The organism is Granulibacter bethesdensis CGDNIH1 (genome assembly GCF_000014285.2).
In the GTDB taxonomy this organism is placed as follows: Bacteria; Pseudomonadota; Alphaproteobacteria; order Acetobacterales; family Acetobacteraceae; genus Granulibacter; species Granulibacter bethesdensis.
Map to the genome: position 1 here is coordinate 1,575,306 of NC_008343.2, position 23,994 is coordinate 1,599,299.

Below are 23,994 nucleotides of genomic sequence, written 5' to 3' on the forward strand. Positions count from 1 at the left end.
CGCCCGGCGCACCAAAACAGGAAACCCGCCCGGCTCGGTGGCGGGCGGGTTGGAAGCCTATCCTATAGTGCAATTGCTCCGCCGATAGAAGCAAGACGACGGAAAGGCAGACACGCCGTTTATGCCGCCTGCGGCTCCGCCTGGACCACAGCATGGCGATGATCATGAATCAGCGTATGGAGAAAGGCCAGCTTCGCCTCTACAGCGCTGTTCAAGACAAAAGGATACAGATCAGCCTCCCCCATGCTCCGGTTGAGACTGTTCACGGCCACCGTCAGCGGAACCCAGGCGGTGATCAGATCTTCGATACGATCAACCTCATGGGGGCCGAAATCAATTTTCGTCGCCATTTCACCGCTGGCATCGGCCTTTGCCCGCACCTGAAGCCCGAAGGCGTTGGCAGTCTCCAGCGTATCGACGATATGCAGGTAATGCGCCCATGTTTCCGCGAAATCCTCCCAAGGATGCACGCTGGCATAGGCGCTGATGAAATTCTCCTCCCACCCCACAGGGGGGCCGTTTTCATACCGGTTCTGCAAGGCCTGCTGGTAATCCAGCCGCTCATCGCCGAATACCGCACGGCATTCTTCCAGACGGTCGCCATCCCGCACCAGACGATCCCAGAAGAAATGGCCGACTTCATGACGGAAATGGCCGATCAAGGTGCGATATTGCTCGCCCATCTCCTGCTGCATCTTGGCACGCTCGGCATCGTCAGCCTCTTTCAGCGCGATGGTGATAACGCCGTTATCGTGACCGGTCAGTACCGGCTCCTCCGGAGTGTCATCCTTGAAATCGAATACCAGCCCCTCCGGATGCTCCTGTACCGTCGGCAGGGGCAGACCGAGCTGAATCAGCGTATAAAACAGGCGATGTTTGGCCAACTCAAGCTTCTGCCATTTCTCCAGATTGCCGGGAATAGACAGATCGGGAATGGTCCGGTTATGGCGGCAGGCCAGACAGAACCGGTCGGCACTCCCAGTCGGGACCAGCCAGTTGCAGCCATCATTCACTACATTGTCGCAGAAACGATAGGTGCCTCCATCCGCCATGGCGCGGAACACAGCTGTTCCATCTTCCTCAGGTTCCATCGGCTCCAGCGCGCTGAGCGAAGCCGTCTGGGGAATATATCCCAGCCTGTGCCCACATTTGCCGCATTCCCGGTTTTCGAAATACAGCAGGTTTCCGCAATGGTCGCAGTTGAAGAGCTTCATGGCATGATCCGATCCGGCAATTTGCAGGCTTTAACGCCAGCCGGCATCAGGGTTTCCACGCCGCGCCCCCTGCAGATGAGATCAGCGATCCTTGCGGAACAGAAACTCTCGTCCAACCTTCACCCGGTTCTTTCCATCATAGGCAATGATGTCCGCTGTCGCATATGTTTCGCTCCAGCGTTCGGGGATAAAGCTGCCCGTGCCGACCACATCGATCGGCGCATGCGCATCCGCCATGACCCGGCATTTTTCAGCGCTGAAGCCGGAGGACGCCACAATCCCCACTTTGGGGAAACCGGCCTCGTCCAGCGTATCGCGCATATGCCAGATGGATGCTGCCGAAACACCGGTGCCGACCAGATAACGCAGCTCGTCCTCCGACCGGTAGCGACGGATTGCCTCCGGCGCGTGCTTTTCAAGGACGGCGTAACTCGCGGAGGGGCTTAAACCCTCCATGAAACGTCCACCATGGGTATCCAGGCGCACGGCAAGACTGCCGGACGCAGCCCTTTCCGGAAAACGACCGCAGACGGTCAGCGTGTCTGTCAGTTCCAGACCGAAATAATCGGCCAGAATAGTCATTTTCTCCTCGGGAAATGTTTCGGCGAACATTTCGCAGGCACGCAGGGTCGAGCCTGCGTAGCCTATCAATGCATGCGGCATAGTGCCGAAACCGGAAGAAGCCCCGAACCAGTGGGCGGTGGCATCATTGGCATTGCCGATAAAGCCTTTTGCCCCCTCCCGCCGGGCTGCCGCACTGCCAACGGAAGCGGCATAGGCCATGATGTCCTCCATTTCCGCCCCCGCACAATGGCGGGCTTCCATGGCCAAAAACGCAGATTCCGGCAGGGCAAGGCACATCTGGCTGGCATTCAGCGCCGCAACACAGGCCGGGCCGAGTTTCTGAAGCAGAATTGTCTCCAGATCGACCAATGCCCTGAAACTGCCGGATATATACAGCAGTGGCTCCCCGGCCCCGACCCAGTCCCCCTCCTTGTGTAGGGCCTCTATCATGACCTGCTCGCCACGCCGCTGCATCACATCATGCAGCCACTCCGTCGCCAGCCTGGTGGCTGACAGAACCGGACGCCGCAGGAATACCGCATAAGTGACCGGCACATCTCCAAACCGGGAAACGATGGCCCGCGTACGGTTGAAATACGCATCGGTGCGGCTCGCTATATCCTCATCGCTGTCGCGTGCCTCATGAGTGCCACCCATCTGTCGCTCTTTGCGTTGTTACGGGATGGATTTGCTGACATGGTGCAGACGCTGCTTCAACTCACTCGCCAGCAGGAACGCCAATTCCAGCGACTGTTCGGCATTCAGGCGCGGATCACAGAAAGTTTCATAGGCGCGGCCAAGATCGGTCTCGGTCAGGCGATGAGCACCACCGATACATTCGGTCACATCGCGGCCCGTCATCTCCACATGGATACCGCCCGCCCAGGTTCCTTCCTGCGCATGCGCGTCGAAGAAGCCACGCACCTCGCCAAGGATACTGTCGAAATTGCGGGTCTTGACCTTGCTGGTGGTCGAGATCGTGTTGCCATGCATCGGGTCGCACACCCACACTACCGGCACGCCCGAGCGCTTGACCGCCCGCAGCAAGGGCGGCAGGCGATCCCGCACCTTATCCGCGCCCATGCGGCTGATCAGGGTGATGCGGCCCGGCTCGGCGCGCGGGTTCAGCAATTCGCACAGGCGCACCACCTCATCAGGATCGGCATTCGGGCCGAGCTTGATGCCGATGGGATTATGGATGCCGCGCATGAACTCCACATGCGCCCCGTCGGGCTGGCGGGTCCGCTCGCCGATCCAGATGAAATGCGCGGAGCAGCCGTAATACTCGCCCGTGGTGGAATCGATCCGGGTGAAGGCTTCCTCATAAGGCAGCAGCAGCGCCTCATGCCCGGTGTAGAATTCGGTTTCCCGCACCTGCGCAGTGTCTTTCAACCCACAAGCGCCCATGAAGCGCAGCGTTTCATCAATGCGGCTCGCCATATCCCGATACTGGCTGGCCAGCGGGGAACGCTCCACGAAGCCGAGATTCCAGCGATGGACCTCATGCAGATCGGCATAGCCGCCGGAAGCGAAGGCCCGCAGCAGGTTCATCCGGCCGGCAGACTGGAAATAGGCGGTCTCCATCCGTGCCGGGTCCGGCACGCGATCCTCCGCCGTGAAAGCCGGGCCATTGATGATATCACCGCGATAGCTGGGCAGGGTCTCCCCATTCACCGTTTCAGTATCGCTGGAGCGCGGCTTGGCGAACTGACCGGCCATCCGGCCGACCTTCACCACCGGCAGGCCGGCGCCGAATGTCAGCACCACCGCCATCTGCAACAGCACCCGGAATGTGTCACGGATGATATTGGCGGTGAAGTCGCCGAAACTCTCCGCGCAGTCGCCGCCCTGCAATACAAAAGCCCGCCCCTGTGCCGCTTCGGCAAGCTGGGCCTTCAGACGGCGCGCCTCACCCGCAAAAACCAGCGGCGGATAACGATGCAGACGCTGCTCGACCTCACTCAACGCAGCCGGGTCCGGATAGACAGGCACCTGCAAAATCGGGCGCTCACGCCAGGTTTGCGGTGTCCAGGCCTTGGCAGCACCCGGGGCAGAGGGTCCGGCGGTCATGATCGTATCCATTGCGTATCTCGTTCCGGCAAATTCCGTTCTGTCCAACCGGAGACGGCATTTCTCTATCGCGCCGGCCGGACAATCCTTCCAAGCTACCCTGCACACGGCGCCCCGTCCAATTGTTGCCGTTTCACGTCAGGGGTGTGCCTCCGGCAACGCTGCATGACGGGCGGTCCTCTGAATTCACAATAGGAAGCGGTATCCTTAACGTGACAGCTTTACGATCCCCGAATCGCATCCTCCACCAAGGACAGCCTTCTTCATGAGTGGTCAGCCTGTCAGTTCCCGCCTGCCATCAACCCGCTTCTCTTCCTCCCGATGGGCGACAAGACTGTTCGATTTTTTCGAGGACGGGGTGATGCTGATCCTGACCATCGTCATCGTCCTGCTGGCCGCGCTGTCGCTCTGGAGACTGGTGGCATCGCTGGTGGTGATGCTGGCCGAGCATGGGCTGAACCCCTCCGACCCCCAGGTGCTGCAACGGATTTTCGGCATGATTTTTACCGTGCTGATCGCGCTGGAGTTCAAACATTCCCTGCTGCGGATCGGAGATGGTCGGGACCGGCCCGCCATTCGCATCCGCTCCGTCATCCTGATTGGTATGCTCACCACGGTACGCAAGTTCATCATCATGGACATCAAGGATACCGGCATGGTGGAGATGCTCTCCCTCTCTGCCGCAATCCTGTGTCTGGGGATCGTATACTGGCTGGTGCGCGATCCGGCTCCGCGTCTGCCGGGGGAGCCATCCTGAATGTGATCACGTCCCTCCCTCGCCGCCATCTGATCCGGCTGCTATGCCGGAACCAGCCGAAAGCAGGCGGGTTTATACCGCTCCGGTAATGAGACCGCACGGAGCCAGTCAGGAGATCGCATTTTTGCAGGCCGCCGAGCAGCCCACTGAAGTCATCGACCCAACCGGGCAACGACAGGAGCGTAACCGCCGCAAACTGCGCCGGGTGCTGTTGCCCACCATCGGCATTACCCTGGTTCTCGGATCCATGTTTGCCATAGGGTATCATTCCTATATTCTGGTGCGCACCAATACGATCAAACTCTCCAACGAACTGCTCAACGCGACACAGAATTATATCGCTCAGGAAGTCACGACCTACCTTTCACCTGCACAGCTTGGTTCCCGACTGGTGCAGGATCTGCTTCAACATGGTGCGCTCGACAATAACGGCAAGCTGTTCAACTTCTACGCGGGCGGCATGCTGCGGCAGGTGCCACAAATTCAGGCTTTCTATCTCGCCAACTCGGATGGTGATTTTGCACTGGTACAGCGGGACGGCAATGGCGGAACGGAGATCGTGCTGGTGTCCGCCGGACCCGGCGGGGTCAGGCTCCGTTCCGTTATGCGTAATAATGCCAATGGTGAACTGATCTCCAGCGACCCCCCCAGCCCCGATCCCTATGATCCTCGCACCAGCAGCTATTATCAACAGCCCGTCAGGACCAGGCAGCCATACTGGTCGCCGCCCTATATTTTCAAACCCACCGGACGTCCGGTCATTACGACGTCCACCGCCTATCATAATGCGGATACCCGCGATCACGTCATTGCCGTCAACATCTCGCTGGATCAGCTATCGTCCTTTCTCGATTCTCTGAAGATCGGTGAGCACGGTTATGCGGTGATTGCACAGAAAAACGGGCAGATTGTCGCGTCGCGTGATGTGCTGGGTCAGGCCGCGCTCGATCCCGTCAAGGCGCACATCGCCGCTGAGCCCAAAACCGGGCAGGACACTCCGCTCTCCCGTGCTTTCAATATCTTTCATGTCAGCGGATACGGACCAGGCAGCTTTACCCTTAAACGCGGTCAGGACAGCGAGGATTATGTTTTCATCGCCGCCAGGCTTCCTGCCGGAGCGCCCGACTGGGTACTGCTGATCGTATTGCCGACAAAGGATTTTGCAGCTTTCGGGACACGGGACAGCCGCAGCATGCTGCTCTACTCCGGCATGACGGTTGCGCTGGCCATGGTGCTGGCCGGTCTCCTGATCCGTCAGGGCAGACGGGTCGAGCACGTCATGGATGTTCTGACCGATCAGAACCAGCGTGCCGAGGACGAGCGCCGATCCCTGCAACAATTGATGAGTCATCCCGACATTTTCGACGGCAACGAGGAAGCGCCGATCCTGACTGAACATCTCGCCTCGGTCAGTCAGGCACAGCGTGCCAGCATCTGGCATATCGGCAGAAACGGACGAACCCTCCATTGTGAAGATATCTATGACCGTCGCAGGGACAGCCATATGGGCGGCTTCTCCCTCGGCATGACGGAAGCAGGACCATTGCTGGAGGCCATCGAAGGCGGCGAAGCATTCACGATTCAGGATGCCGCTGCCGATCCCCGTACCGAGCGGCTTTACAGGCTGCATATGAGAAACAGCCAGACACGCTCGCTCTCGGTACAGCCTATCCCGGATCAGGACGGTTTTGTCGGTGCCATCATGCTGGAAGATGCCGGGCGGCTGGCGGAGTCCCGCCATATCGTCAGTATTCTCAGCGGTATCGTCGGCATCCGTCTGCGCAGCCAGACCGAGGCAGCAATGATGCCGGACCTTTCCATGCCGCAGACCATCGCTACGCAGTCTGCCCCTCTACAACCGATGGCAACAGAGTCCAGCCTGCTTTCCCCCCATGATCAGCCTGGGTGGGATAGCCTGCAAAACGGCGTGTTTCCTTCCATCGTGGCGATGGTCATCACTTTCGATGTACAGCCGCTGGCCATGAGCAATCAGGCCGATCAGGCAGCCATCATCCGCCTTGTCGGGGACATGGCCTCGGATTTTCAGGAGATAGCCCGCACACACGATATTTTTTCCCTCAAACTGGCCGGGCACCGGCTGTTCGCCGTCAGTGGATGCAGCAGCACGCCTGATCCTCAGGCAGCATTGCAGATGGGGGATGCCGCACTGGCGATCCGTGATGCGTGCATCACGCGGCTGGCAGGAGAGGAGATCGATCCAAATTTCCATATCGGCATTGATGTCGGCCCGGCCATGGGGGCATGGCTGGGGAAAGACCCGGCCGTCTTCAACATATGGGGCCAGGCTTTGCAGGGAGCCGAGGCCATGACACAGGGCAATGCCCTGCCTGGCTCCATTCAGGTCACCGAAGCGGCCTACAAGCTGTTGCGCAGCCATTTCCTGTTCCGCAACCGGGGTGCGTTCTACACGCCGCAAACCGGTATCAGCCGTGCCTACAGCATGGCGGGGCGGCAATAATGCAGACAGCCACGATCCCGGCACAGAGTTTCGCACGGGTGCGGCTGTTTCTGCGCGTCATCGGACGCGGCACACGCAACATGCTGCGCTTCCTGCTGATCATGGTCGCTGCCAGCGCCGGCGTGGTGCTGGAGGTCGGGCGCCCGTCCTGCTGGCGGCGAACCACAAGGGCCGCGTTCGGTCAGACCCTGCATCAGGCCGCGGGGGGCGGCGTGATCAGTACCCTGTTCACGGCGACACTGGTCGGGATCGCTATGATTTCGCAGGCCATCTACTGGCTTGGCTTTGCCGGCATGGTGGAGAGTACCGGCACGATCCTGGCAACCATTCTGCTGCGGGAACTGTCTCCGATTCTGGTCGGGATCATCCTGCTGGGCCGCAGCGGTATGCCAATGATCTCCGAGCTCGGCATGCTCAGCGCCAACGGACATATCAGAACCCTGGAGGCCCAGGGAATTGATCCATTCATTCTGATCATCGTGCCGCGCACCATCGCTTTCACCGTCAGCGCCTTCACGTTGGGGATGGTGTTTGCGGTGACGGCCCTGTGTGTCGGTTTCGCCGCCGCCACCGAGGAAGGACTAATCACCCAGTCCCTGTGGGGGTTTCTGACCAGTGTCACCGGATCGATGAGTGAACTGGATTATATCATCATCCCCTTGAAACTGATGGTGGTCGGCTTTCTGGTCGGGCTGTCGAGCTGTCTGACCGGCTTGTCGGCCCAGACCGATAACGATCTGCAGGCCCTGTTATCCCGCGGCTTTGCACGTGGTATCCTGACAGTCATGATCGTGAACATCCTGTTCACCGTCACGGTATAGCCCCATGTCCCGTGGTCTCACCGTTCTGGAACTTCGTCAGGCTCAACCGGATTTCGCCCTGACCGGCCTGCCGCAACGCCGTATGGACATGCGGCTGCAACAGGGCGAATGCACCTTGCTGACCACCCATGCCCAGATCACCGCCACTGCCTTCGCCAGCCTGTGCTGCGGTATACAGCACCCTTCCTCGGGAGCAGTACTGTTTCAGGGGCTCGACTGGACGCAGATCAACACGCTGGAACAATATGCCCTGCGCGGAAGGATCGGCCGCACCTATCAACGCGGCGCGTGGAATACCTTGAGCGGGACCGACCATAATATCCTGCTGCCCCGTTTGCATCACACCAGACAGAAGATACCCGATCTGATTGATGAAGCGGTCAAACTCTGTCTTGAATTTGGCCTTCCCGGCCTGCCAACCGTGCCCCCTGCCCATCTGTCAGAGACTGATATGGCTCGCGCAGGCTATGTCCGCGCCTTCATGGGACAGCCTGCCCTGCTGCTGCTGGATCCTCCCCCGGCTTCCGAGATCATGCCCCCGCTGCTGGCCGCCCTGACACGTGCGCTGGATCGGGGGGCCGCCGCCATCTGCTTCAACACCGGACGCCATAACTGGCGTCCCTTCGCCGATGCGTTTTCACACCGGTTTTTATTGAACGATAACGGCCTCATCCCGCTACGGGTATCATGATGCAGCACTCCGATCCTTCCACGCCTCCCGGTACGACCATCCGCCCGCTCTATGGACGGCGATATACCGATGAATGGGTCGGGTTTCTGGTGCTGGCCTGCATTGCCGTGTTTGCCGGGGCGGTGATTGAGGCCGGGTTTCTGCGCGACTGGCTGAAACCTCCCGGAGAACTCCGCATCCTGCTGCCACAGACAGGAGTGGGCGGCCTCTCCCCCGGTGCGGATGTGGAGGTCATGGGGATTCACGCCGGCATGATCCGCCGCATGAAGCTGAATGCCGATGGCGAGATGTACGCACTGGCCGAAATAGACCCGCAGGCGGAACCCTTTATCCGCCAGGACAGCAAGGCCACAATCAAACTGCGCTATGCGGTGGCGGGGGCTGCTTTCGTGTCGCTGACACGCGGCACCGGCCAACCTTTGGACTGGAATTATGCCGTGCTGTCCGCCACCACCGACCAGAACCCGATGGAGATGCTATCCAGCACCATCACCGACATCCGCAAACAGGCGCTTCCGCTCCTGCATAATGCCCAGATGATTACGGAAAACCTCAATGCCATTCTAAAAAATATCCGCGACGGGAAAGGCAGTGCGGGCAGGCTTCTGACCGATGATACGCTGGTGAAAGAGGCGGAAAGCAGCCTTGCCTCCCTTCAACAGGCCATGGCGCGGCTTGATCCAATTGTCGAACACGCGGACGGGCTGCTTGCCTCCACCAATGTTGTTCTCAACAACATGCGGTCTGCGACCGGCAATCTTTCAAAAGCATCGAAGGATTTGCCCGGTGTCATGCAGAACGTATCGGGCATCACAAAGGATATTCCCCCGCTGGTATTGCAGGCGCGGGCTACGGCGCGTGATCTTCAGAAGCTGATCGAGCAGGTGCGCAGCCTGTGGATTCTGGGGGGCAGCAGCACACCACCAGCCGATATGAGACGGCTGCCTCCCTCGGCTGTACAGCCATGATACGGGCCAGCGCCTTACCAGCCTTGTTCATGACCACGTTGCTGCTGTGTGGCTGCGGAGGACATGGCACGCAAACCCTGCCACAGGATCAGAAACTGTCCAACGCTTTCGATACGGGCCTTCAGGCGATGCGCTTCCTCGCCACCGATCAGGCGGAACAGAATTTCGAGGCCGCCTATCAACAGGCGATGCTGAGGGATGATGCATCGGCTCTGCACGATGCCGGATATGATCTGGCAACCGCCCAGCTGGCACATGGCAAGCTGCAACAGAGCCTTGACACTCTTAAACGCACCCGTACCGGGCTGCTGCTGCGCAATGATCATGCCGGGAAGCCTCTGCTCGATCTGGTGGAAGCGAGCGCCCTGTATCGCGCCCATCGGGATGCCGAGGCATGGCAGGCTGCTTCCCGCGCCTTGCACACCACCGATCCGGCCCTGCACGAGCGTGCCGCCTTCGTCGCCGGGCTGATTGCCGACCGGCAGAAAGACCTCTCCGCCCTGTCCTCAGCCCGGCAGCAGATTGATCCTGCCCTGTCTCCGGTGGCAGCCGCCGATGCAAAGGAGCTGGATACGCGCCTTGCCATGCAGCGCAGTGCCTGGAAAGAAGCGATCCCAGCCGCTTCTGATCTGGCTGATCAGCGGCGCGCATTGCTGGATTATCGCGGCATGCGCACTGCGCTTACTCTTGCGGAGGATGCAGCCATCCGCGCAGGGGATGTCACATTGGCCAATGCTTTCCATACCCGTGCCGTCCAAAGCGCTGAAGCCGCCCGGCCTGCACAGAAGCAGATCAAAAACCAGCCGTGACCAGCCGGCTTACGACCTTGGGTTTACAAAACCGCTGCACTGCCTGTCCTGAAGATTCTGATCACCCGACCGTTCTGGTGCGGCTGCGCATGGTGACAAACTCCTCGGCCGCAGTGGGATGGATGCCGATGGTGCGGTCGAAATCCTGCTTGGTGGCGCCTGTCGTGATTGCCACCGCCAGACCCTGCATGATTTCCGGCGCATCTTCGCCGAACATATGCGCACCGATGATTTTCTGGCTGGCCTGATCCACCAGCAGCTTCATGAAACTGCGGCGCTTGCGACCGCTGATCTGGTGTCGCATCGGTGTAAAGCCGGTCGTGAACACCTCTGTCGGACCATTTTTCTCTGCTTCTTCCTCCGTCATGCCAACGGTCGCGATGGGGGGAGTCGAGAAAACCGCCGTTGGAACCTGGTGGAAATTCCATACCTGACCGGCATGCCCGGAGGAAAACAGCCTGTTCGCCAGCATATGCCCTTCCGCCAGCGCCACGGGAGTCAGGTTCATCCGGTTGGTGACATCGCCGATCGCATAATGACCCGCTACATTGGTTTCCCAGCGATCATCAACCGGAATGGCTCCATCTTTTCCGGTCTCGATACCAGCTTCCTTCAGACCCAACCCCTGCGTTGCCGGTACGCGCCCGGTTGCAAAAAATACCAGATCAACCGTCAGGGTTTCTCCTCCGTGATCGAGCATCACGACCCTCTGCCCGTCATGTTTTTCGATCGCAGTAATGGTGCTGTCAGGATGGAGACGAATACCATCCGCCGCGTAGGCATCAGCCAGAGCCGTCCTCATGTCGCCATCAAAACCCCGCAACGGCAGAGACTGGCGATAGATCAGATCCACATCCGCCCCCAGCCCGCGAAACAATCCGGCAAATTCCACCGCGATATATCCGCCCCCCAGAATAGCGATCCGACGCGGCAGGGAGGGAAGATGAAACGCATCATCCGAAACAATCCCAAGCTCCGCACCCGGAATATCAGGACGCGAGGGGTGACCGCCCGTCGCAATGACAATGCGCTCCGCCGTTATTTCCCGTGCCGTGCCGTCACCGCTGGTCAGACGCAAACGATGCGGAGCCAGCAGAGTGGCGCGGGCATCAATGATATCTGCTCCGGCACTGCTCAGTATCCGGCGATAGGCTCCATTCAGACGCTCAATCTCCCGGTCTTTGGCGGTGATCAGTGCGGCCCAGTCATGTTCGCCGCGCTGCGTGTTCCAGCCGAAACCGTGGCTGTCCTCTACAAATCCGCCATATTCCGCCGCCTGCACCATAATTTTCTTGGGCACACAGCCCACATTGACACAGGTGCCGCCCCAGAAACGATCCTCGGCCACGCCGACGCGTGCCCCATGCCCGGCTGCAATACGGGCACAGCGCACACCGCCAGAGCCGCCACCGATGACAAACAGATCGTAATCATAGGCCATACGCTGTTCCTTCTGCTTTCCTGCGTCTCTGCCCAAGCGGGGATCGCTTTATAGAGGGCATATAGTGTTTGCCTCCATTGCGTATTACCCTATCCAAGGCTGGCTGTGATACCGGGGGCACGTCTATAAGGGGCAAGAGATATTTTTCATCAATGGAGGATGACCAGAGTGGTGAATATTTTTTCCCTGTCGTGCCGGTCATCTGTTCCGGCTTCCCTGTTGATGATGACAGCAATTTTTTTGCCGGCTGTCACATACGCCGAAGGGGTTACGCTGCATCGGCAGGCAGCGATTGCCCCGGATATCGCCGCTTTTCCCCGCCCGGAGGGAAATACCCCTGCCCTTCAGCGCATCAACAAGGCACTTGAAAAAGCCGATGCCCGTGTGCTGAGCGCGGCAAAGGGGTGCAAAGGAAATGCAACTGAGGATAGCCTCACCAAAGCCGATGGCTGGTCACGCAAAATCAGCGTCACCATGAACGGGCCAACTTATCTGAGCTATTTCGTCTCGGATTTTGCATCCTGTGGCGGGGCGCATCCGGATTATGGTTTCTTCCCGCTCGTCTACAGCCTCGAAACCGGTTCTCCGGTCAACTGGGTCCGGGTTCTGCCTGCCTCCCTGATCAGCAAGGCCAGTCTGGACAGTGCGGAGGATGGAACACAGCTCGGTGTCGTGCAGTCTGCCGCGCTGATGAAGCTCTACCGGGCTTCCTATCCTCGTCAAGGCAATGCCGATCTCGATGCAGACGCCGTGAAAGAATGTCTGGCCTCCGTCCTGACCGATGAAGTGCCCTTCATGCTATGGCCGGATGCGAAACAGCACGCACTGATGATCCAGCCATCCGGTCTGCCCCATGTGGTGGCGGCCTGTGCCGTCGGTGTTCCCCTGACCACGGACATATTGCAAAAGAACGGGGTATCGAGCGCATTTCTGTCGGTTCTGGAACAGGCTCGCCCCTGATCTCAGACCCACCTCTCAGAGCATCACGCCCCATCAGGGCACCACACCCCAGGAGGGTGGCTCCAGATCCGGGCGGAAGCGCATGCGAGCCAGATCCTCGCGAATGTCCTCTGCCGCGCCATGGGGCGGCATCAGCAGTTCCGGCATGCTGAGATCATGAACATTCCCGGCGAGCAGAAGGAGATTCTGCTCACCGCACATACCTTCCTCGAACAAACGCAGGTTTTGTCCTTCCTGTTGTAACCACGCATCGACTGTGCGGAACAGGCATGACAGCGCCACTCTGTTCGCGGTGGTTTCCAGCACGTTCATCACCACGAAACCGCCTTGAAGCCGTGTGGCACAAAGCTGAAAAAACGACAGATCGAGAAAATGAGGTGGCACTTCCGATCCATGAAATGCATCCACAATGATTGCGCCATAGCGTTGATGCGGATTGATGGCCTGCAAAAACGCGACACCATCGGCAATATGGCATGGAATATCGGAAGGTAAGCCGAAATGCGACCGTGCCAGTTCGAATGAAACGGGGTCAATATCAACGATCTCAACCGCCCGCCCGGCCCGATGCAGCATCGTTGCCAATGAACCGCCACCGCAGCCGATCATCAGCACTGGCTCAGTCAGCCCTGCATCGGTCTGCATCAAAAATCCGAACAAGGCATGTGCATAAGGCGCGTAGCTGACGCCTTGTGCATCGGCTTCACTCTGGCAGGCGCCACGCTGCCAGTAAATATGGGCACCCGTTCCGGGATCGCACCCGATTGTGATATCGCCGAAAGCAGAAAAGGCGATACTGGACGTCGCAGCAAGCTCAATCAAAACACCGTCAGCCTGTGGACAAGAGAAACAGGGAAAGTAGCTCCTATCACAGACCAGCCGTTACGGGGAAGGATAGCAGCCGGGGGCTAAACTACCACCAGACGTAAAATCAGACTATTTTTTCTGCAGACACCCGCTCATGAACGCTGTGCGAAGCTTTGAGTCGAGCTTTTTTTCGCTGGCCTTGGCGTTACAGGATTTCATGCGCTCCTGCGGGTTCATGCCTGACTGGGTGAGACAGCCGCTCATGAAAGCACGGCGTTCATCTCCCCCAACACCCTGATTTTTGGCATCGGCGTTACAAACTGTCATGCGCTGTTGTTGACGACCCTGTTTATCAGTCTCCTCTGCCGCCTGCGCGTGGCCGGAAATGCTGATCAGCAGCATCACCATGACTGTATATGGACAACGCTTCGCCCAGACTGCCATTTTCATCGGCGGGTTTCCCTCTGTTCAAAACGATTTTCGTAAGCAGAACAAAGCCAACACGGAACAGGCTGTCAGGTTTTGGTCAGAGGTTATTTTTCTTCATGCAGGCCTGAAAAAGACGGTCACGCACCAGATTGGGGGCTGGTCCCGGAACGGATGTCGTATCCTTCAGGGCCTGATTGCGGCATTGGGCTACGATCTCGTCCCTGCGCATCATCTGTGCCGAACATGCTGACAGCAACATGATTGTAATCATAGGAAGAAGCCATACCATTGCTTCCATAGATACCCGTTTCATAGCAAACTCCATAATTGTTTTATTGAAGTATCAAAAATAAACTCAAAGTTGATATTTCAATTTTTAAAAAATAAACAAAGCCAAATAGAGAAATTTATTTTACACTGCTCTGATAAATTCATCATTTTAATCATCTCCAGGACTTGTCTGACATGGCCAAACCAGTTTCCACTTTACAGATCCGGCAACAGGCACGTGGCAATACAATGCAGACGCCTGATCCTCACAGAGATCAAGGCGCGAACAATCCACTTCCCGCCCCCAGCATTCGGACACTGGAAAACCCTCTGGCCCCGGAAATGTTCGTCGCCGAAGCCCATGGTTTCTTTATTCATATGGGGAATGTCCATATCACTTTCGCGACCCCGCGCGTTGATCATGGCGAGGAAAGTGCCACCATCAACCGCGCTGTTGTCGGCCGCGTGGTGATGCCTCTGGCAACCGCACAGAATTTTGCAGTCGGTTTATATGATTTTCTGGCGCAGAATGGTTTTACAGTCGAAAAGCCACGCAGCAAGGATTTGCAGTAATTATTCAGGCCCTATCAACGCGGCAGGCGGCTCTACGCGCCACCCCAACACACCAGAGCAGTCGTAGCCATGAGCAATCCAGCCCCCACCCGTGTGCGCAGCATGTCGGCATACGGTCACCTTGTGATGTAATGCAGCCAACGATGAATGGGCCTTTGAACGATCTTTGACCGTTTAATGTATCATTTTACCATCTCTCACGGAACATGTCCGGACCGTCAAGTTTATTCCTGCTGCCGAACCGAAAATGGGCAGCCCGACCGCTTCATGCCCTTCCCTGCCCGATATAGCCGTCATTGACATAGGTTCCGGGCGCATGTCCCAGCCCATGGTCACAGACATGTCTGGCGTCGCATTTTTCCGGTGCCAGAGCCGTCACCCAGTGATTCCAGTCCGTCCACCAGCTCCCTGCGATCTCGGTCGTGTCGGCCAGCCATTCCTCCGGTTCATCCGCCAGGCAATCATTGACCCAGTATCCGTATTTGCCGATACCCGGCGGGTTGACGATCCCGGCGACATGCCCTGCGCCTGACAACACAAAACGCCGCTCTCCGCCCAGAGCCTGCATCCCCCTGTATATCGTCCGCCATGGTGCGATATGATCTTCGCGTGTCGCCAGAAAATAAGCAGGGGCGGTTACGCGGGAGAGATCAATCGGCGTGCCAGCCAGCGCAACGGCATTCGGCACCACCAGCAGATTGTCCCGATACATCGTACGCAGATAAAAAATATGCATCCGGGCGGGCATACGGGTCCCGTCGCTGTTCCAGTGCAACAGATCGAACGGCACCGGCGTCTCGCCCATCAGGTAGTGGTTGACGACAAAAGACCAGATCAGATCATTGGCCCGGAGCAGATTAAACGTCTCCGACATTTCTGTACCGTCCAGATAGCCACGCCGATTCATGCGGGCCTCCATATCCCGCAGCTGCTCCTCATCAATAAACACCGAGATTTCACCGGGATCACAAAAATCGAGCATGGTGGCCAGAAATGAAGTGGAGGCCAGACGATCATCTCCCCGTGCCGCCAGCACACCCGCCGAGCACCCAAGCAGCGTACCACCCAGACAATAACCGATCCCGTTAACCTTTCGCTCTCCGGTAAGGCGGGCAATCTCGTCCAGCGCCTCAAACACCCCCTCTGTCATGTAGTCGTCGAAACTTTTCCCGGCCAGCGTCTCATCCGGATTGATCCAGCTTATGACGAACACTGTATGCCCCTGCGCTGTGGCCCAGCGGACAAAGCTGTTATGAGGTTGAAGGTCGAGAATATAGAATTTGTTGATCCAGGGCGGGACAATCAGCAGCGGACGACGCAGAACCCGTTCGGTCTGTGGCTCATACTGGATCAACTCCATCATCGTATTGCGATAGACGACGAAGCCGGGCGAGGTAGCAATTGTCTCCCCCGTACGGAAAGCCTCGATATCGGTCATGCGGATGCGCAGACGCCCACGCCCGCGCTCCAGATCGGCCAGCAGATTGTTCAGCCCGCGCAGCAGATTTTCGCCGCGCGTGTCGATTGTCCGCTTCAGCACCTGAGGGTTGGTCAGCCAAAAATTGGCTGGACTCATCGCATCAATGAAGTGGCGCGTGTAAAAATCCACCTTGCGCGCGGCATCGGGCGACATGCCGCCGACCTGTCCGATCTGATCCTGAATGAAGCGGGCGGACAGCAGGTAAGATTGCCGGATAAAATCGAAAACCTCGTTCTCCCGCCAGAGTGGATCACGGAATCGGCGATCACGCTTACGGGCCTCCTCACCAGTGCCGGTCAGCGTCACATCCGGCAGATCCTCCTGCGGGGGCAGGCCCATCATACGACGCGCACCTTGCTGCCACAGCACCAGATAATCCCGCCAGAAACCAAGCTGGGCCTGTGCCAGACGGGCCGGATCATGGGCCAGACGCGCCGCCATTTCCAGAAAGGCGCCGCCGATCCGCATCATATACGGCGCCATATCCGCCAGCGGCAGGCCATCAGTAGCATGACCGGCCAACAGGGCTTCAACCGGCCCTTCCTGCTCCACCCGTGCCAGCCAGTCGAGGACAAGGCGCCGGGAACGCTCCGCTATTGAAGCCAGTACCGGCCTGATATCCTCATGAGGCCGTTCCTCCCCTGTCTGCATATGGCGTTTCTTTCCCATCGCACCGGTTCAGATGCCAGCCCTTGCCCCCCGGGCGAAATTCAAGGACTCTTTCAGCATGATGACCGCTTCATAGCGCTCATAAAGCATTGCGGGTCTTGAGGGAAAGCCGCCTCCGTCCGATGATGTGGGTGCTGAAGCGGAACATACGATGCAACGAAACCATTTCTTTTTCAGAGCGATGCCCCATCAGAGCGCGCTCCGTCCAGGACGACTGAAACCGGTTCTGGCTATTCTGGGGAGCCTGCTGGGCGGCCTGTCCCTGAGCGGATGCGGCCGGAATAGTGGTGGCTTCAACCCGGTGGGCTGGTGGCATGATCTGAAAGGCGGCGCCATTGCCGGGCAACGCCCCCCGCCGCCCGGCGTGGATCAACCATACGGCAATTTCGCCTCTGTGCCGCCTCGTCCCGTGATGCCGACCCAGGCGGAGCGGGATAAAATCGCCGGCCTTCTGGCCGCTGCCAGAAGCAATGCCGAGTATCAGGCGAAAACTGATCCTCTGCCCTCTCCGAACACCCCATCGCCGCAAGGGGGAGATAAAAAGGCGACCGCAGGCAAGGACAGTGCTGCGCCTTCCGATCAGGGCAAACAACCATCTTCAGGGTCGTCGCCGAATGCTCCGGCCTCAGCGGCTGCTTCGACCCGGAAACCGGATCAGGATACGGCTCCGGCCAATTCTGCGCCTTCTTCTGCTGCGGCCCCATCTGCGACCGATCCCGCCGCAGAAGACAGTGGTATTTCCGCCAATATGGAAGGGGCAACGGCCAAGCCACCCGCAACGCCGGCAGCCCCCCCTCCGGCTAATGTTTCGCTGGCACAGGCCGTTAAAGACGCGGACAAGCCTGTTACCGCTGATGCAGGTATCACGCGCCTGCCCGCCCAGCCTTATCAATCGAAACTGGCCAACACCGGGCCTGCGCCTTCCATTCCAAACGCGCCTCCACCTCCCCCGAATCTGTCCGGCGTCAGCGTTCCGCTGCGTGGTCCGACGCCCCATCCCACGCCTCCGGTTGCTCCTCCCGGGCCGCCCGTGTTGCTGAAAGGGGCTGCCCTGCAACTCACGCCCGTTGCTTTTTCTGCCGGATCCGCAGTCATCAACAAGGATGCAACCCTTGTGATCAATGCATATGCACTGAAACATGCGGGCCAGAACATCGTGGCAATCGGCTTCGGGGAAGCCGTCAATACCAGCCTGACCGCCCAGAGTGATGCCATGAAACTGGCGCTTGAACGCGCCCGTTCCGTCACCCTGGCACTGGAGCGCGCCGGTATCCCTGCCAGCCATGTGCGGATGGAAGCCGAACCTTTGGGTACAGGCGGGGCCATACGCCTGACCAACTGATCCTCCTTCCATGCACGCCTGAGGCGAATCAGGCGTGAATTCCCTCTCTGCAGGGAGTTCTGTATAGAAGTTTCCCTTCACCTTTCAGCGTCTCTGACCGGATTGCATCCATGCCCGAAGAGTTTCACCGTATCCGCCGCCTGCCGCCCTATGTTTTCGCGGAGGTGAATGGTGCCAAGGCCCGTGCCCGTGCGGCGGGAGAGGATATTATCGACCTCGGCATGGGTAATCCCGACGGCCCTACGCCACCGCATATCGTCGCCAAGCTGATCGAGGCTGTGCAGGATCCCCGCACCCATCGCTATTCCGTCAGCAAGGGTATTACCGGGCTGCGCAAGGCGCTGGCGAATTATTACGAGCGCCGCTTCGGCATCACCCTGAACCCGGAAAACGAAGTCATCGCCACGCTCGGCTCCAAGGAAGGGCTGGCCAATCTGGCGGCCGCCATCACCAGCCCGGGTGATACGATTCTGGTTCCGAACCCGTCCTATCCAATCCATCAGTTCGGCTTCATCATCGCCGGAGCCGCCGTGCGCAGCATTCCGGCCACACCGGATGAGACCATGCTGCGGGCGCTGGATGTCGCCGTCAGGCACTCCGTACCGAAGCCGACCGCGCTGATCGTCAACTTTCCCTCCAATCCCACCGCCTGGGTGGCCGATCTCGATTTCTACCGCGAGCTGGTGGCATTTGCGCGCAAGCACGAGATCTACATCCTCTCCGACCTCGCCTATGCCGAGATTTACTTCGGAGATCGCGTCCCGCCCTCCATCCTTCAGATCGAGGGGGCCAAGGATATTGCGGTGGAATTTACCTCGCTCTCCAAGACCTATTCCATGCCAGGCTGGCGCATGGGCTTTGCGGCAGGCAATCCGCGATTGATCAATGCGCTGACCCGCATCAAATCCTATCTGGATTATGGTGCCTTCACCCCGATCCAGATTGCCGCCGTCGCCGCCCTGAACGGCCCGCAGGATTGCGTCGCCGATATGCGCAAGCTCTACAAGGAACGCCGTGACGTGCTGATCCGCGGCCTGCATGCCGCAGGGTGGAATGTGCCGTCCCCGGAAGCCAGCATGTTTGCCTGGGCACCCATTCCGGAGCAATACGCGCATCTGGGGAGTGTGGAGTTCTCCAAACTGCTCCTCTCCCGCGCCAAGGTCGCCGTGGCCCCCGGCATTGGCTTCGGCGAGTATGGCGACTCCCATGTCCGCATCGCGCTGGTCGAAAATACCCAGCGCCTGCGTCAGGCCACCCGCAATATCCGCGCCTTCCTGCAAGGCCATTCCAATGTTGCCGAGCCGGATAGCGATCCCGGTGCCGATACCAACGAGAAAGCTTCCGAACATGCCTGATACATGCCTCTCTTCCTCTGCTTCTCCGCTACGTATCGGTATTGCCGGACTGGGCACTGTGGGTGCGGGCGTGGTACGCATCCTGACGGAAAATGCGCCTCTGCTCGCGGCGCAGGCCGGTCGGCGGCTGGATCTGGTTGCGGTTTCTGCGCGTGATCGCTCCCGCAATCGCGGGGTCGATCTGGGTGGCGTGCGCTGGTATGAAGATCCGGCTGCTCTGGCCTCCGATCCGAATGTCGATGTCGTGGTGGAGGTCATTGGCGGCTCCTCCGGGCCGGCCGCCACTCTGGTCGAGGCGGCGCTTGAGGCTGGCAAGCCGGTCGTTACCGCCAATAAGGCGCTGATCGCCGTGCATGGCGCACGACTTGCCGCACTGGCTGAAAAGCATGGCGTGCCGCTTACCTTCGAAGCCGCGGTGGCCGGCGGCATTCCGATCCTGAAAACCATCCGCGAAGGCCTGAGTGCCAATCGCATCCGCCGTGTGGCCGGTATCCTGAACGGCACCTGCAACTACATCCTGACCGTGATGCGGGAACAGGGCCGGGACTTCGGTGATGTTCTCGCTGAAGCACAGGCACTCGGCTATGCCGAAGCCGATCCCAGCTTCGACATTGATGGGGTGGATGCAGCCCATAAGCTGGCCATTCTGGCTGCTCTCTCTTTCCGCCGCCCGGTCTCGTTCCAGGATGTCCATATCGAAGGTATTCGCGGCATCACGGCCCTTGATATCGGATTTGCACAGACGCTCGGCTACCGCATCAAGCTGCTGGGCATCGCCCAGCACGATGTGGAGGGCGTATCCGCGCGCGTCCATCCCTGCATGGTTCCGGAAGGCACCTCCATTGCGCATGTAGACGGCGTATTCAATGCCGTGCTGGCAGAGGGTGACTTCGTAGGCAGAATCCAGATGGAAGGCCCCGGAGCCGGCAGCGGACCAACCGCCAGCGCCGTCGTGGCCGATCTGCTGGACATCGCCCGCGGACGCGCCGGACCGGCCTGGGGGGTTGAGTCCTCCGCACTGACTCAGGCGCAGGCCGTGCCGATCAACGCACATCACGGAGCCTATTATCTGCGTCTCATGGTGGTCGATCGTCCCGGCGTGCTGGCCGATGTAACCGCCATTTTACGCGATCACGGTATTTCTCTCGAAAGCATGCTGCAGAACGGGCGCAATCCAGGTGAGACCGTACCGATCGTTCTGGTCACACATGAAACAACCGAAGCATCCATGCAGGATGCGCTCATCATGATCTCGGAACTCAATGCAGTGCAGGAACGTCCGGCCCTGATCCGTATCGAAAAGAACTGATCTTAGGGATCATTTTTCTACTCTATGATCTGATGGAAACTGCCTGATGAAGGAAAATCCTCTGTCAGGCAGTTTTTTTAATTATAGACCCGTTTGACCGTGACAGGCTTACGGAATATTTGATGATAAAGTGAATTTGAATAATAAATGCCTTTTATGTGCTTATTTTTGCATGGGAATTTTTCCTCCGAAATGAATTCTTCTGTTCCTTACAGAATCAAAATTATTTAGCCATATTTCTGATAGGTATGATTAAATTGTATTTTATAATATAATATCCTATAAGAGATTGAAAAATCATTGTTATTTTTTCAAATCTCATTATGTTCAGTCCGGAATATGGAAGGCAAATAATTTTTTACTAAAAAATTGCCATGAAGACTTTATTTGCCTAATAATAGTCAGCCTATTTTTTAGCAGGAGAGGCAATTTGTCGGACGATACCCCCCCATCCCGTCTGCTTGAATTAACGGCCCAGATAGTTGCCGCCCATATCAGCCATAATTCTGTGCAAGCTGAAGCAATCCCTTCATTTATTCAGCAGATACATCATACACTCAGCACGATCGGGACACCTGTTGTTGAGCCGGAACGTTTGACCCCGGCTGTTCCCGTCAAGCGTTCAGTTTTTCCGGATTACATTGTGTGCCTTGAAGACGGCAAAAAACTGAAAATGCTGAAGCGGCATCTTCAATCCGCCTATTCCATGACTCCCGAGCAGTATCGTCAGCGCTGGAGCCTCCCACCTGATTATCCCATGGTTGCCCCCAACTATGCAGAGCGACGCTCCAGCCTTGCGAAACAGAATGGTCTGGGCCGCAAAACGCGCGAGGAGTTCGATGAGATTGAAGCCCCTGCGGCGCCTCGTCGACGTCGCAAGACAACAGCCTGAAACGAATAGACCGCGTCTCATCTCCATGAGGCGCGGTCTATTATATCCGGGTTCAGAATAAGCGCAGGCCGGGGTCTCCTCCCCGGCCTGTTTCATTATTACTGGAACGGATAGTAACGGATGCTGAACATCGCGATATGCGCATGGGCAACCGGTGAGCCGCCCAGTCCTTTGAACGCAGTCCGCTCGGTATAGGAATACTGCAGGCCGGTTTGAACGGTGCCGTACGGCCCCTTCAGGGCTCTCCACCAGAACCCGGTGGTTCCCTGCACGATACCAGACGTATTACCGACACAGGTGCCAGCGGCAGCACCTTCGATCGAGCATCCGACATTGCTGTAAAGCGGGCTGCCGTAGCCGTAACCTTTACCATTCGCGCTGTAGGAACGGGAGCCTTCCTGCTCCGTGCCCACATAGGCATAGAGGTCGAGCGAAGGACGGGGATGGCCGACCACGCCCACCATGGCCATGACTTCCGGCAACGGAACCGGATCGCCATTGCGGCCCAATGTCGCATCCGGCAGCTGGGAGCTGCCGTAGCGGCCGATACCAACACCGGCAAGGAAGTTACCCTGGAGGGTAACCTTCTTGTTGAACATGGGGATGACGAAGGATGCGCCACCACCACCTGCCGGAACGACCTGGCTGGTGCCGCTGCCGTTATACGTCACATGCGTGCGCAGGAAGCGCGCCACACCGAACAGTTCGTAGTGGCCATAGCCCGGATCGAAAGCAACCTTCGCGGTGATATCGGGTGCCGGATCAAGAGAATAGTTATTGGTGCCGGCATAACCGGAGCCACCAGCCTGAGCATAGGTGACGGTCGCACCACCCAGAGCCGTATCGGTCGCCGACTGACCAGCCGTCGTCACCTGATTAGGACCGACATACATGCTGGTCTGCGGATTTTCGAGGCCCATAGCAATGTTGACGCGGTGGTTATCCAGCGTCTTCCACAGACGGATCTGCGGCTGACGGGTCCAGACGAAGCCCGGCACGTACTGGGCATCGATAGTGAACGGTGTCAGTTCCTTACGCGGCGTGATCTCGGAAGTAGACTGCGTCAACAGCGACCAGGTCTGACCAGCCAGCAGATGGAGGCCCATATCGCTGCGGTCGATCGTCAGGTAACCATGACGAAGACGCGGGTTATAACTGTTGCTCTCCGTAGAGTTTGCAGTCGGTGCAGCGCCGAGGAAGTCGGATTCCAGATAGGCGGCAAGATGGGTGTATTTGCCCACATCAGACTGTGCCAGCAGCGACACACGGCTCTGACGCGCTGTCTCGCGGAATTCCGAAAGATTGCCAGCCACGTTATTGCGGAACGGGATGCCGTTCCAGCTGGAGGCGATATCAGCCCCTTCACTGGTTGTACGGAACACACTGGCCGCTTCGATAAAGCCACCGACTGTGATCGTCACCGGGCCCAGGCGCAGAGCACCCTGGGTCTTGCCGCCATCCGCCAGCTGCGCAGAAGTTGCGCTGTCATAGGCCGGGCTGCTGCGCGTGATGCCGACGATACTGCCAAGGTTACCGGCAGGCTGCATATCCAGCGCATGCGTCGCCTGACGTGCGGCGGCTTCACTGCGAATAGCCGTTTCCTGAGCCTGCTTTGCCTCCTGATGAGCCGCGACAATATCCTTGTCACGACGAGCAAGCTCGGAACGCACATGGTGCAGCTCGCCCTTCAAAGCCTGGATCTGTTTCTCGATGGCCACAACCTTGTCGTCCATGCTGTCCGCATGGGCGGTTTGAAAACTGGCCGCGGCAACTGCCGTCGCTGCCAGTAAGCTGCACTTGAATGCTGAATGCGCCTTGCGCATGAGCTCCCCGCTATAAATCGTTTCGGTGAGCGGCTCATTACGGCCAGACACAGTTCGATAAAAATGAAGCTTCCAAGACATTGTGAACATACAACGAACATTTGATGGCAAGAAGCCTGCTAGATCAGCCGTTGGATAATGACCGGCCACGTTGAGACTTCCATTGAGAATCACAGAAACAAGATTAACGATGCCGGGATATTTTGTTTTCTTATCGAAATATCAACAAGCTGGGCCATACGACATTCACATCCAGTCATGTGATGCAGGA

Annotated in this window: 21 protein-coding genes; 12 read left to right on the forward strand and 9 right to left on the reverse strand. The window is 58.4% G+C overall.

The annotated features are described in order from the left end of the window. Positions 1-119 precede the first annotated feature (119 nt). The 3 genes from GBCGDNIH1_RS19610 to GBCGDNIH1_RS19620 all read right to left on the reverse strand — a co-directional run bounded on the left by GBCGDNIH1_RS19610 (position 120) and on the right by GBCGDNIH1_RS19620 (position 3,848). On the reverse strand, positions 120-1,214 hold the full coding sequence (locus GBCGDNIH1_RS19610) for a zinc-binding metallopeptidase family protein (RefSeq protein WP_011632120.1): 1,095 nt from the start codon (positions 1,212-1,214) through the stop codon (positions 120-122). Positions 1,215-1,295: 81 nt separating this feature from the next. Next, the gene (locus GBCGDNIH1_RS19615; protein ID WP_011632121.1) at positions 1,296-2,435 is read right to left on the reverse strand and encodes a nicotinate phosphoribosyltransferase; all 1,140 of its coding nucleotides are present in this window, start codon (positions 2,433-2,435) and stop codon (positions 1,296-1,298) included. Between the two features lie 18 nt (positions 2,436-2,453). Beyond that, a complete protein-coding gene (locus tag GBCGDNIH1_RS19620; RefSeq protein WP_025318874.1) occupies positions 2,454-3,848 on the reverse strand; it encodes a class II 3-deoxy-7-phosphoheptulonate synthase in 1,395 nt (464 codons plus the stop codon). Positions 3,849-4,113: 265 nt separating this feature from the next. Here GBCGDNIH1_RS19620 and GBCGDNIH1_RS19625 point away from each other — a divergent pair, with 265 nt between their 5' ends. The 6 genes from GBCGDNIH1_RS19625 to GBCGDNIH1_RS19650 all read left to right on the forward strand — a co-directional run bounded on the left by GBCGDNIH1_RS19625 (position 4,114) and on the right by GBCGDNIH1_RS19650 (position 10,373). After that, entirely contained in the window at positions 4,114-4,605 is a 492-nt protein-coding gene (locus GBCGDNIH1_RS19625; protein WP_011632123.1) for a phosphate-starvation-inducible PsiE family protein, read from the forward strand. Between the two features lie 124 nt (positions 4,606-4,729). Continuing rightward, positions 4,730-7,084, forward strand: coding sequence for a cache domain-containing protein (locus tag GBCGDNIH1_RS19630; protein WP_162288472.1), 2,355 nt, complete (start codon positions 4,730-4,732; stop codon positions 7,082-7,084). Beyond that, positions 7,084-7,905 (forward strand): MlaE family ABC transporter permease, encoded by an 822-nt coding sequence (locus tag GBCGDNIH1_RS19635; RefSeq protein WP_011632125.1) that lies wholly within the window; start codon positions 7,084-7,086, stop codon positions 7,903-7,905. The genes GBCGDNIH1_RS19630 and GBCGDNIH1_RS19635 overlap by 1 nt, the downstream gene beginning before the upstream one ends. 4 nt (positions 7,906-7,909) lie before the next feature. Then, positions 7,910-8,596, forward strand: a complete 687-nt coding sequence (locus GBCGDNIH1_RS19640) for an ATP-binding cassette domain-containing protein (RefSeq protein ID WP_011632126.1) — start codon at positions 7,910-7,912, stop codon at positions 8,594-8,596. Further along, positions 8,593-9,564, forward strand: a complete 972-nt coding sequence (locus GBCGDNIH1_RS19645) for an MlaD family protein (protein WP_011632127.1) — start codon at positions 8,593-8,595, stop codon at positions 9,562-9,564. The genes GBCGDNIH1_RS19640 and GBCGDNIH1_RS19645 overlap by 4 nt, the downstream gene beginning before the upstream one ends. Beyond that, positions 9,561-10,373: a hypothetical protein gene (locus GBCGDNIH1_RS19650; RefSeq protein WP_011632128.1), complete on the forward strand. Its 813-nt coding sequence runs from the start codon at positions 9,561-9,563 to the stop codon at positions 10,371-10,373. Before GBCGDNIH1_RS19645 ends, GBCGDNIH1_RS19650 begins: the two co-directional genes overlap by 4 nt. Before the next feature lie 61 nt (positions 10,374-10,434). On the opposite strand, the gene gorA is transcribed toward GBCGDNIH1_RS19650, so the two are convergent. Then, a complete protein-coding gene (gene gorA / locus GBCGDNIH1_RS19655) occupies positions 10,435-11,814 on the reverse strand; it encodes a glutathione-disulfide reductase (protein ID WP_043452854.1) in 1,380 nt (459 codons plus the stop codon). Positions 11,815-12,036: 222 nt separating this feature from the next. Between gorA and GBCGDNIH1_RS19660 the strand changes: the two genes are divergently transcribed. Continuing rightward, the gene (locus GBCGDNIH1_RS19660) at positions 12,037-12,774 is read left to right on the forward strand and encodes a hypothetical protein (RefSeq protein WP_157692004.1); all 738 of its coding nucleotides are present in this window, start codon (positions 12,037-12,039) and stop codon (positions 12,772-12,774) included. Between the two features lie 33 nt (positions 12,775-12,807). Here GBCGDNIH1_RS19660 and GBCGDNIH1_RS19665 read toward each other — a convergent pair whose 3' ends face one another. The 3 genes from GBCGDNIH1_RS19665 to GBCGDNIH1_RS24795 form a co-directional block, all read right to left on the reverse strand. After that, complete coding sequence (locus GBCGDNIH1_RS19665) at positions 12,808-13,596, reverse strand: spermidine synthase (RefSeq protein WP_011632131.1); 789 nt, start codon at positions 13,594-13,596, stop codon at positions 12,808-12,810. Positions 13,597-13,710: 114 nt separating this feature from the next. Then, positions 13,711-14,031, reverse strand: a complete 321-nt coding sequence (locus GBCGDNIH1_RS19670) for a PsiF family protein (RefSeq protein ID WP_011632132.1) — start codon at positions 14,029-14,031, stop codon at positions 13,711-13,713. A gap of 76 nt (positions 14,032-14,107) precedes the next feature. Continuing rightward, positions 14,108-14,269, reverse strand: coding sequence for a hypothetical protein (locus GBCGDNIH1_RS24795; protein WP_162288473.1), 162 nt, complete (start codon positions 14,267-14,269; stop codon positions 14,108-14,110). 206 nt (positions 14,270-14,475) lie between these two features. Here GBCGDNIH1_RS24795 and GBCGDNIH1_RS19680 point away from each other — a divergent pair, with 206 nt between their 5' ends. After that, positions 14,476-14,853, forward strand: coding sequence for a hypothetical protein (locus tag GBCGDNIH1_RS19680; RefSeq protein ID WP_025286873.1), 378 nt, complete (start codon positions 14,476-14,478; stop codon positions 14,851-14,853). Positions 14,854-15,118: 265 nt separating this feature from the next. Here the strand turns inward: GBCGDNIH1_RS19680 and GBCGDNIH1_RS19685 are convergent, their stop codons facing one another. Then, positions 15,119-17,002 carry a PHA/PHB synthase family protein gene (locus GBCGDNIH1_RS19685; RefSeq protein ID WP_011632134.1) on the reverse strand — a complete coding sequence of 628 codons (1,884 nt, stop codon included), beginning with the start codon at positions 17,000-17,002 and terminating at the stop codon, positions 15,119-15,121. A 151-nt stretch (positions 17,003-17,153) separates the two neighbouring features. On the opposite strand from GBCGDNIH1_RS19685, the gene GBCGDNIH1_RS19690 reads away from it, so the two are divergent. The 4 genes from GBCGDNIH1_RS19690 to GBCGDNIH1_RS19705 all read left to right on the forward strand — a co-directional run bounded on the left by GBCGDNIH1_RS19690 (position 17,154) and on the right by GBCGDNIH1_RS19705 (position 21,900). After that, the gene (locus GBCGDNIH1_RS19690; protein ID WP_157692006.1) at positions 17,154-18,344 is read left to right on the forward strand and encodes a hypothetical protein; all 1,191 of its coding nucleotides are present in this window, start codon (positions 17,154-17,156) and stop codon (positions 18,342-18,344) included. Between the two features lie 110 nt (positions 18,345-18,454). Beyond that, positions 18,455-19,699, forward strand: a complete 1,245-nt coding sequence (locus GBCGDNIH1_RS19695) for an LL-diaminopimelate aminotransferase (RefSeq protein WP_025318866.1) — start codon at positions 18,455-18,457, stop codon at positions 19,697-19,699. After that, complete coding sequence (locus GBCGDNIH1_RS19700; protein WP_025318865.1) at positions 19,692-21,008, forward strand: homoserine dehydrogenase; 1,317 nt, start codon at positions 19,692-19,694, stop codon at positions 21,006-21,008. Before GBCGDNIH1_RS19695 ends, GBCGDNIH1_RS19700 begins: the two co-directional genes overlap by 8 nt. Positions 21,009-21,438: 430 nt before the next feature. After that, positions 21,439-21,900: a MucR family transcriptional regulator gene (locus tag GBCGDNIH1_RS19705; RefSeq protein ID WP_025318864.1), complete on the forward strand. Its 462-nt coding sequence runs from the start codon at positions 21,439-21,441 to the stop codon at positions 21,898-21,900. A gap of 98 nt (positions 21,901-21,998) precedes the next feature. Here the strand turns inward: GBCGDNIH1_RS19705 and GBCGDNIH1_RS19710 are convergent, their stop codons facing one another. Further along, on the reverse strand, positions 21,999-23,723 hold the full coding sequence (locus GBCGDNIH1_RS19710) for a hypothetical protein (RefSeq protein ID WP_125911010.1): 1,725 nt from the start codon (positions 23,721-23,723) through the stop codon (positions 21,999-22,001). Positions 23,724-23,994: the final 271 nt, after the last annotated feature.

Excerpts from the sequence above, each read along its gene's own strand:
- GBCGDNIH1_RS19610 (WP_011632120.1), bottom strand. The coding sequence starts at position 1,214 with ATGAAGCTCTTCAACTGCGACCATTGCGGAAACCTGCTGTATTTCGAA.
- GBCGDNIH1_RS19615 (WP_011632121.1), bottom strand. The coding sequence starts at position 2,435 with ATGGGTGGCACTCATGAGGCACGCGACAGCGATGAGGATATAGCGAGC.
- GBCGDNIH1_RS19620 (WP_025318874.1), bottom strand. The coding sequence starts at position 3,848 with ATGACCGCCGGACCCTCTGCCCCGGGTGCTGCCAAGGCCTGGACACCG.
- GBCGDNIH1_RS19625 (WP_011632123.1), top strand. The coding sequence starts at position 4,114 with ATGAGTGGTCAGCCTGTCAGTTCCCGCCTGCCATCAACCCGCTTCTCT.
- GBCGDNIH1_RS19635 (WP_011632125.1), top strand. The coding sequence starts at position 7,084 with ATGCAGACAGCCACGATCCCGGCACAGAGTTTCGCACGGGTGCGGCTG.
- GBCGDNIH1_RS19640 (WP_011632126.1), top strand. The coding sequence starts at position 7,910 with ATGTCCCGTGGTCTCACCGTTCTGGAACTTCGTCAGGCTCAACCGGAT.
- GBCGDNIH1_RS19645 (WP_011632127.1), top strand. The coding sequence starts at position 8,593 with ATGATGCAGCACTCCGATCCTTCCACGCCTCCCGGTACGACCATCCGC.
- GBCGDNIH1_RS19650 (WP_011632128.1), top strand. The coding sequence starts at position 9,561 with ATGATACGGGCCAGCGCCTTACCAGCCTTGTTCATGACCACGTTGCTG.
- gorA (WP_043452854.1), bottom strand. The coding sequence starts at position 11,814 with ATGGCCTATGATTACGATCTGTTTGTCATCGGTGGCGGCTCTGGCGGT.
- GBCGDNIH1_RS19660 (WP_157692004.1), top strand. The coding sequence starts at position 12,037 with ATGATGACAGCAATTTTTTTGCCGGCTGTCACATACGCCGAAGGGGTT.
- GBCGDNIH1_RS19670 (WP_011632132.1), bottom strand. The coding sequence starts at position 14,031 with ATGAAAATGGCAGTCTGGGCGAAGCGTTGTCCATATACAGTCATGGTG.
- GBCGDNIH1_RS24795 (WP_162288473.1), bottom strand. The coding sequence starts at position 14,269 with ATGTTGCTGTCAGCATGTTCGGCACAGATGATGCGCAGGGACGAGATC.
- GBCGDNIH1_RS19680 (WP_025286873.1), top strand. The coding sequence starts at position 14,476 with ATGGCCAAACCAGTTTCCACTTTACAGATCCGGCAACAGGCACGTGGC.
- GBCGDNIH1_RS19685 (WP_011632134.1), bottom strand. The coding sequence starts at position 17,002 with ATGGGAAAGAAACGCCATATGCAGACAGGGGAGGAACGGCCTCATGAG.
- GBCGDNIH1_RS19690 (WP_157692006.1), top strand. The coding sequence starts at position 17,154 with ATGCAACGAAACCATTTCTTTTTCAGAGCGATGCCCCATCAGAGCGCG.
- GBCGDNIH1_RS19695 (WP_025318866.1), top strand. The coding sequence starts at position 18,455 with ATGCCCGAAGAGTTTCACCGTATCCGCCGCCTGCCGCCCTATGTTTTC.
- GBCGDNIH1_RS19700 (WP_025318865.1), top strand. The coding sequence starts at position 19,692 with ATGCCTGATACATGCCTCTCTTCCTCTGCTTCTCCGCTACGTATCGGT.
- GBCGDNIH1_RS19710 (WP_125911010.1), bottom strand. The coding sequence starts at position 23,723 with ATGCGCAAGGCGCATTCAGCATTCAAGTGCAGCTTACTGGCAGCGACG.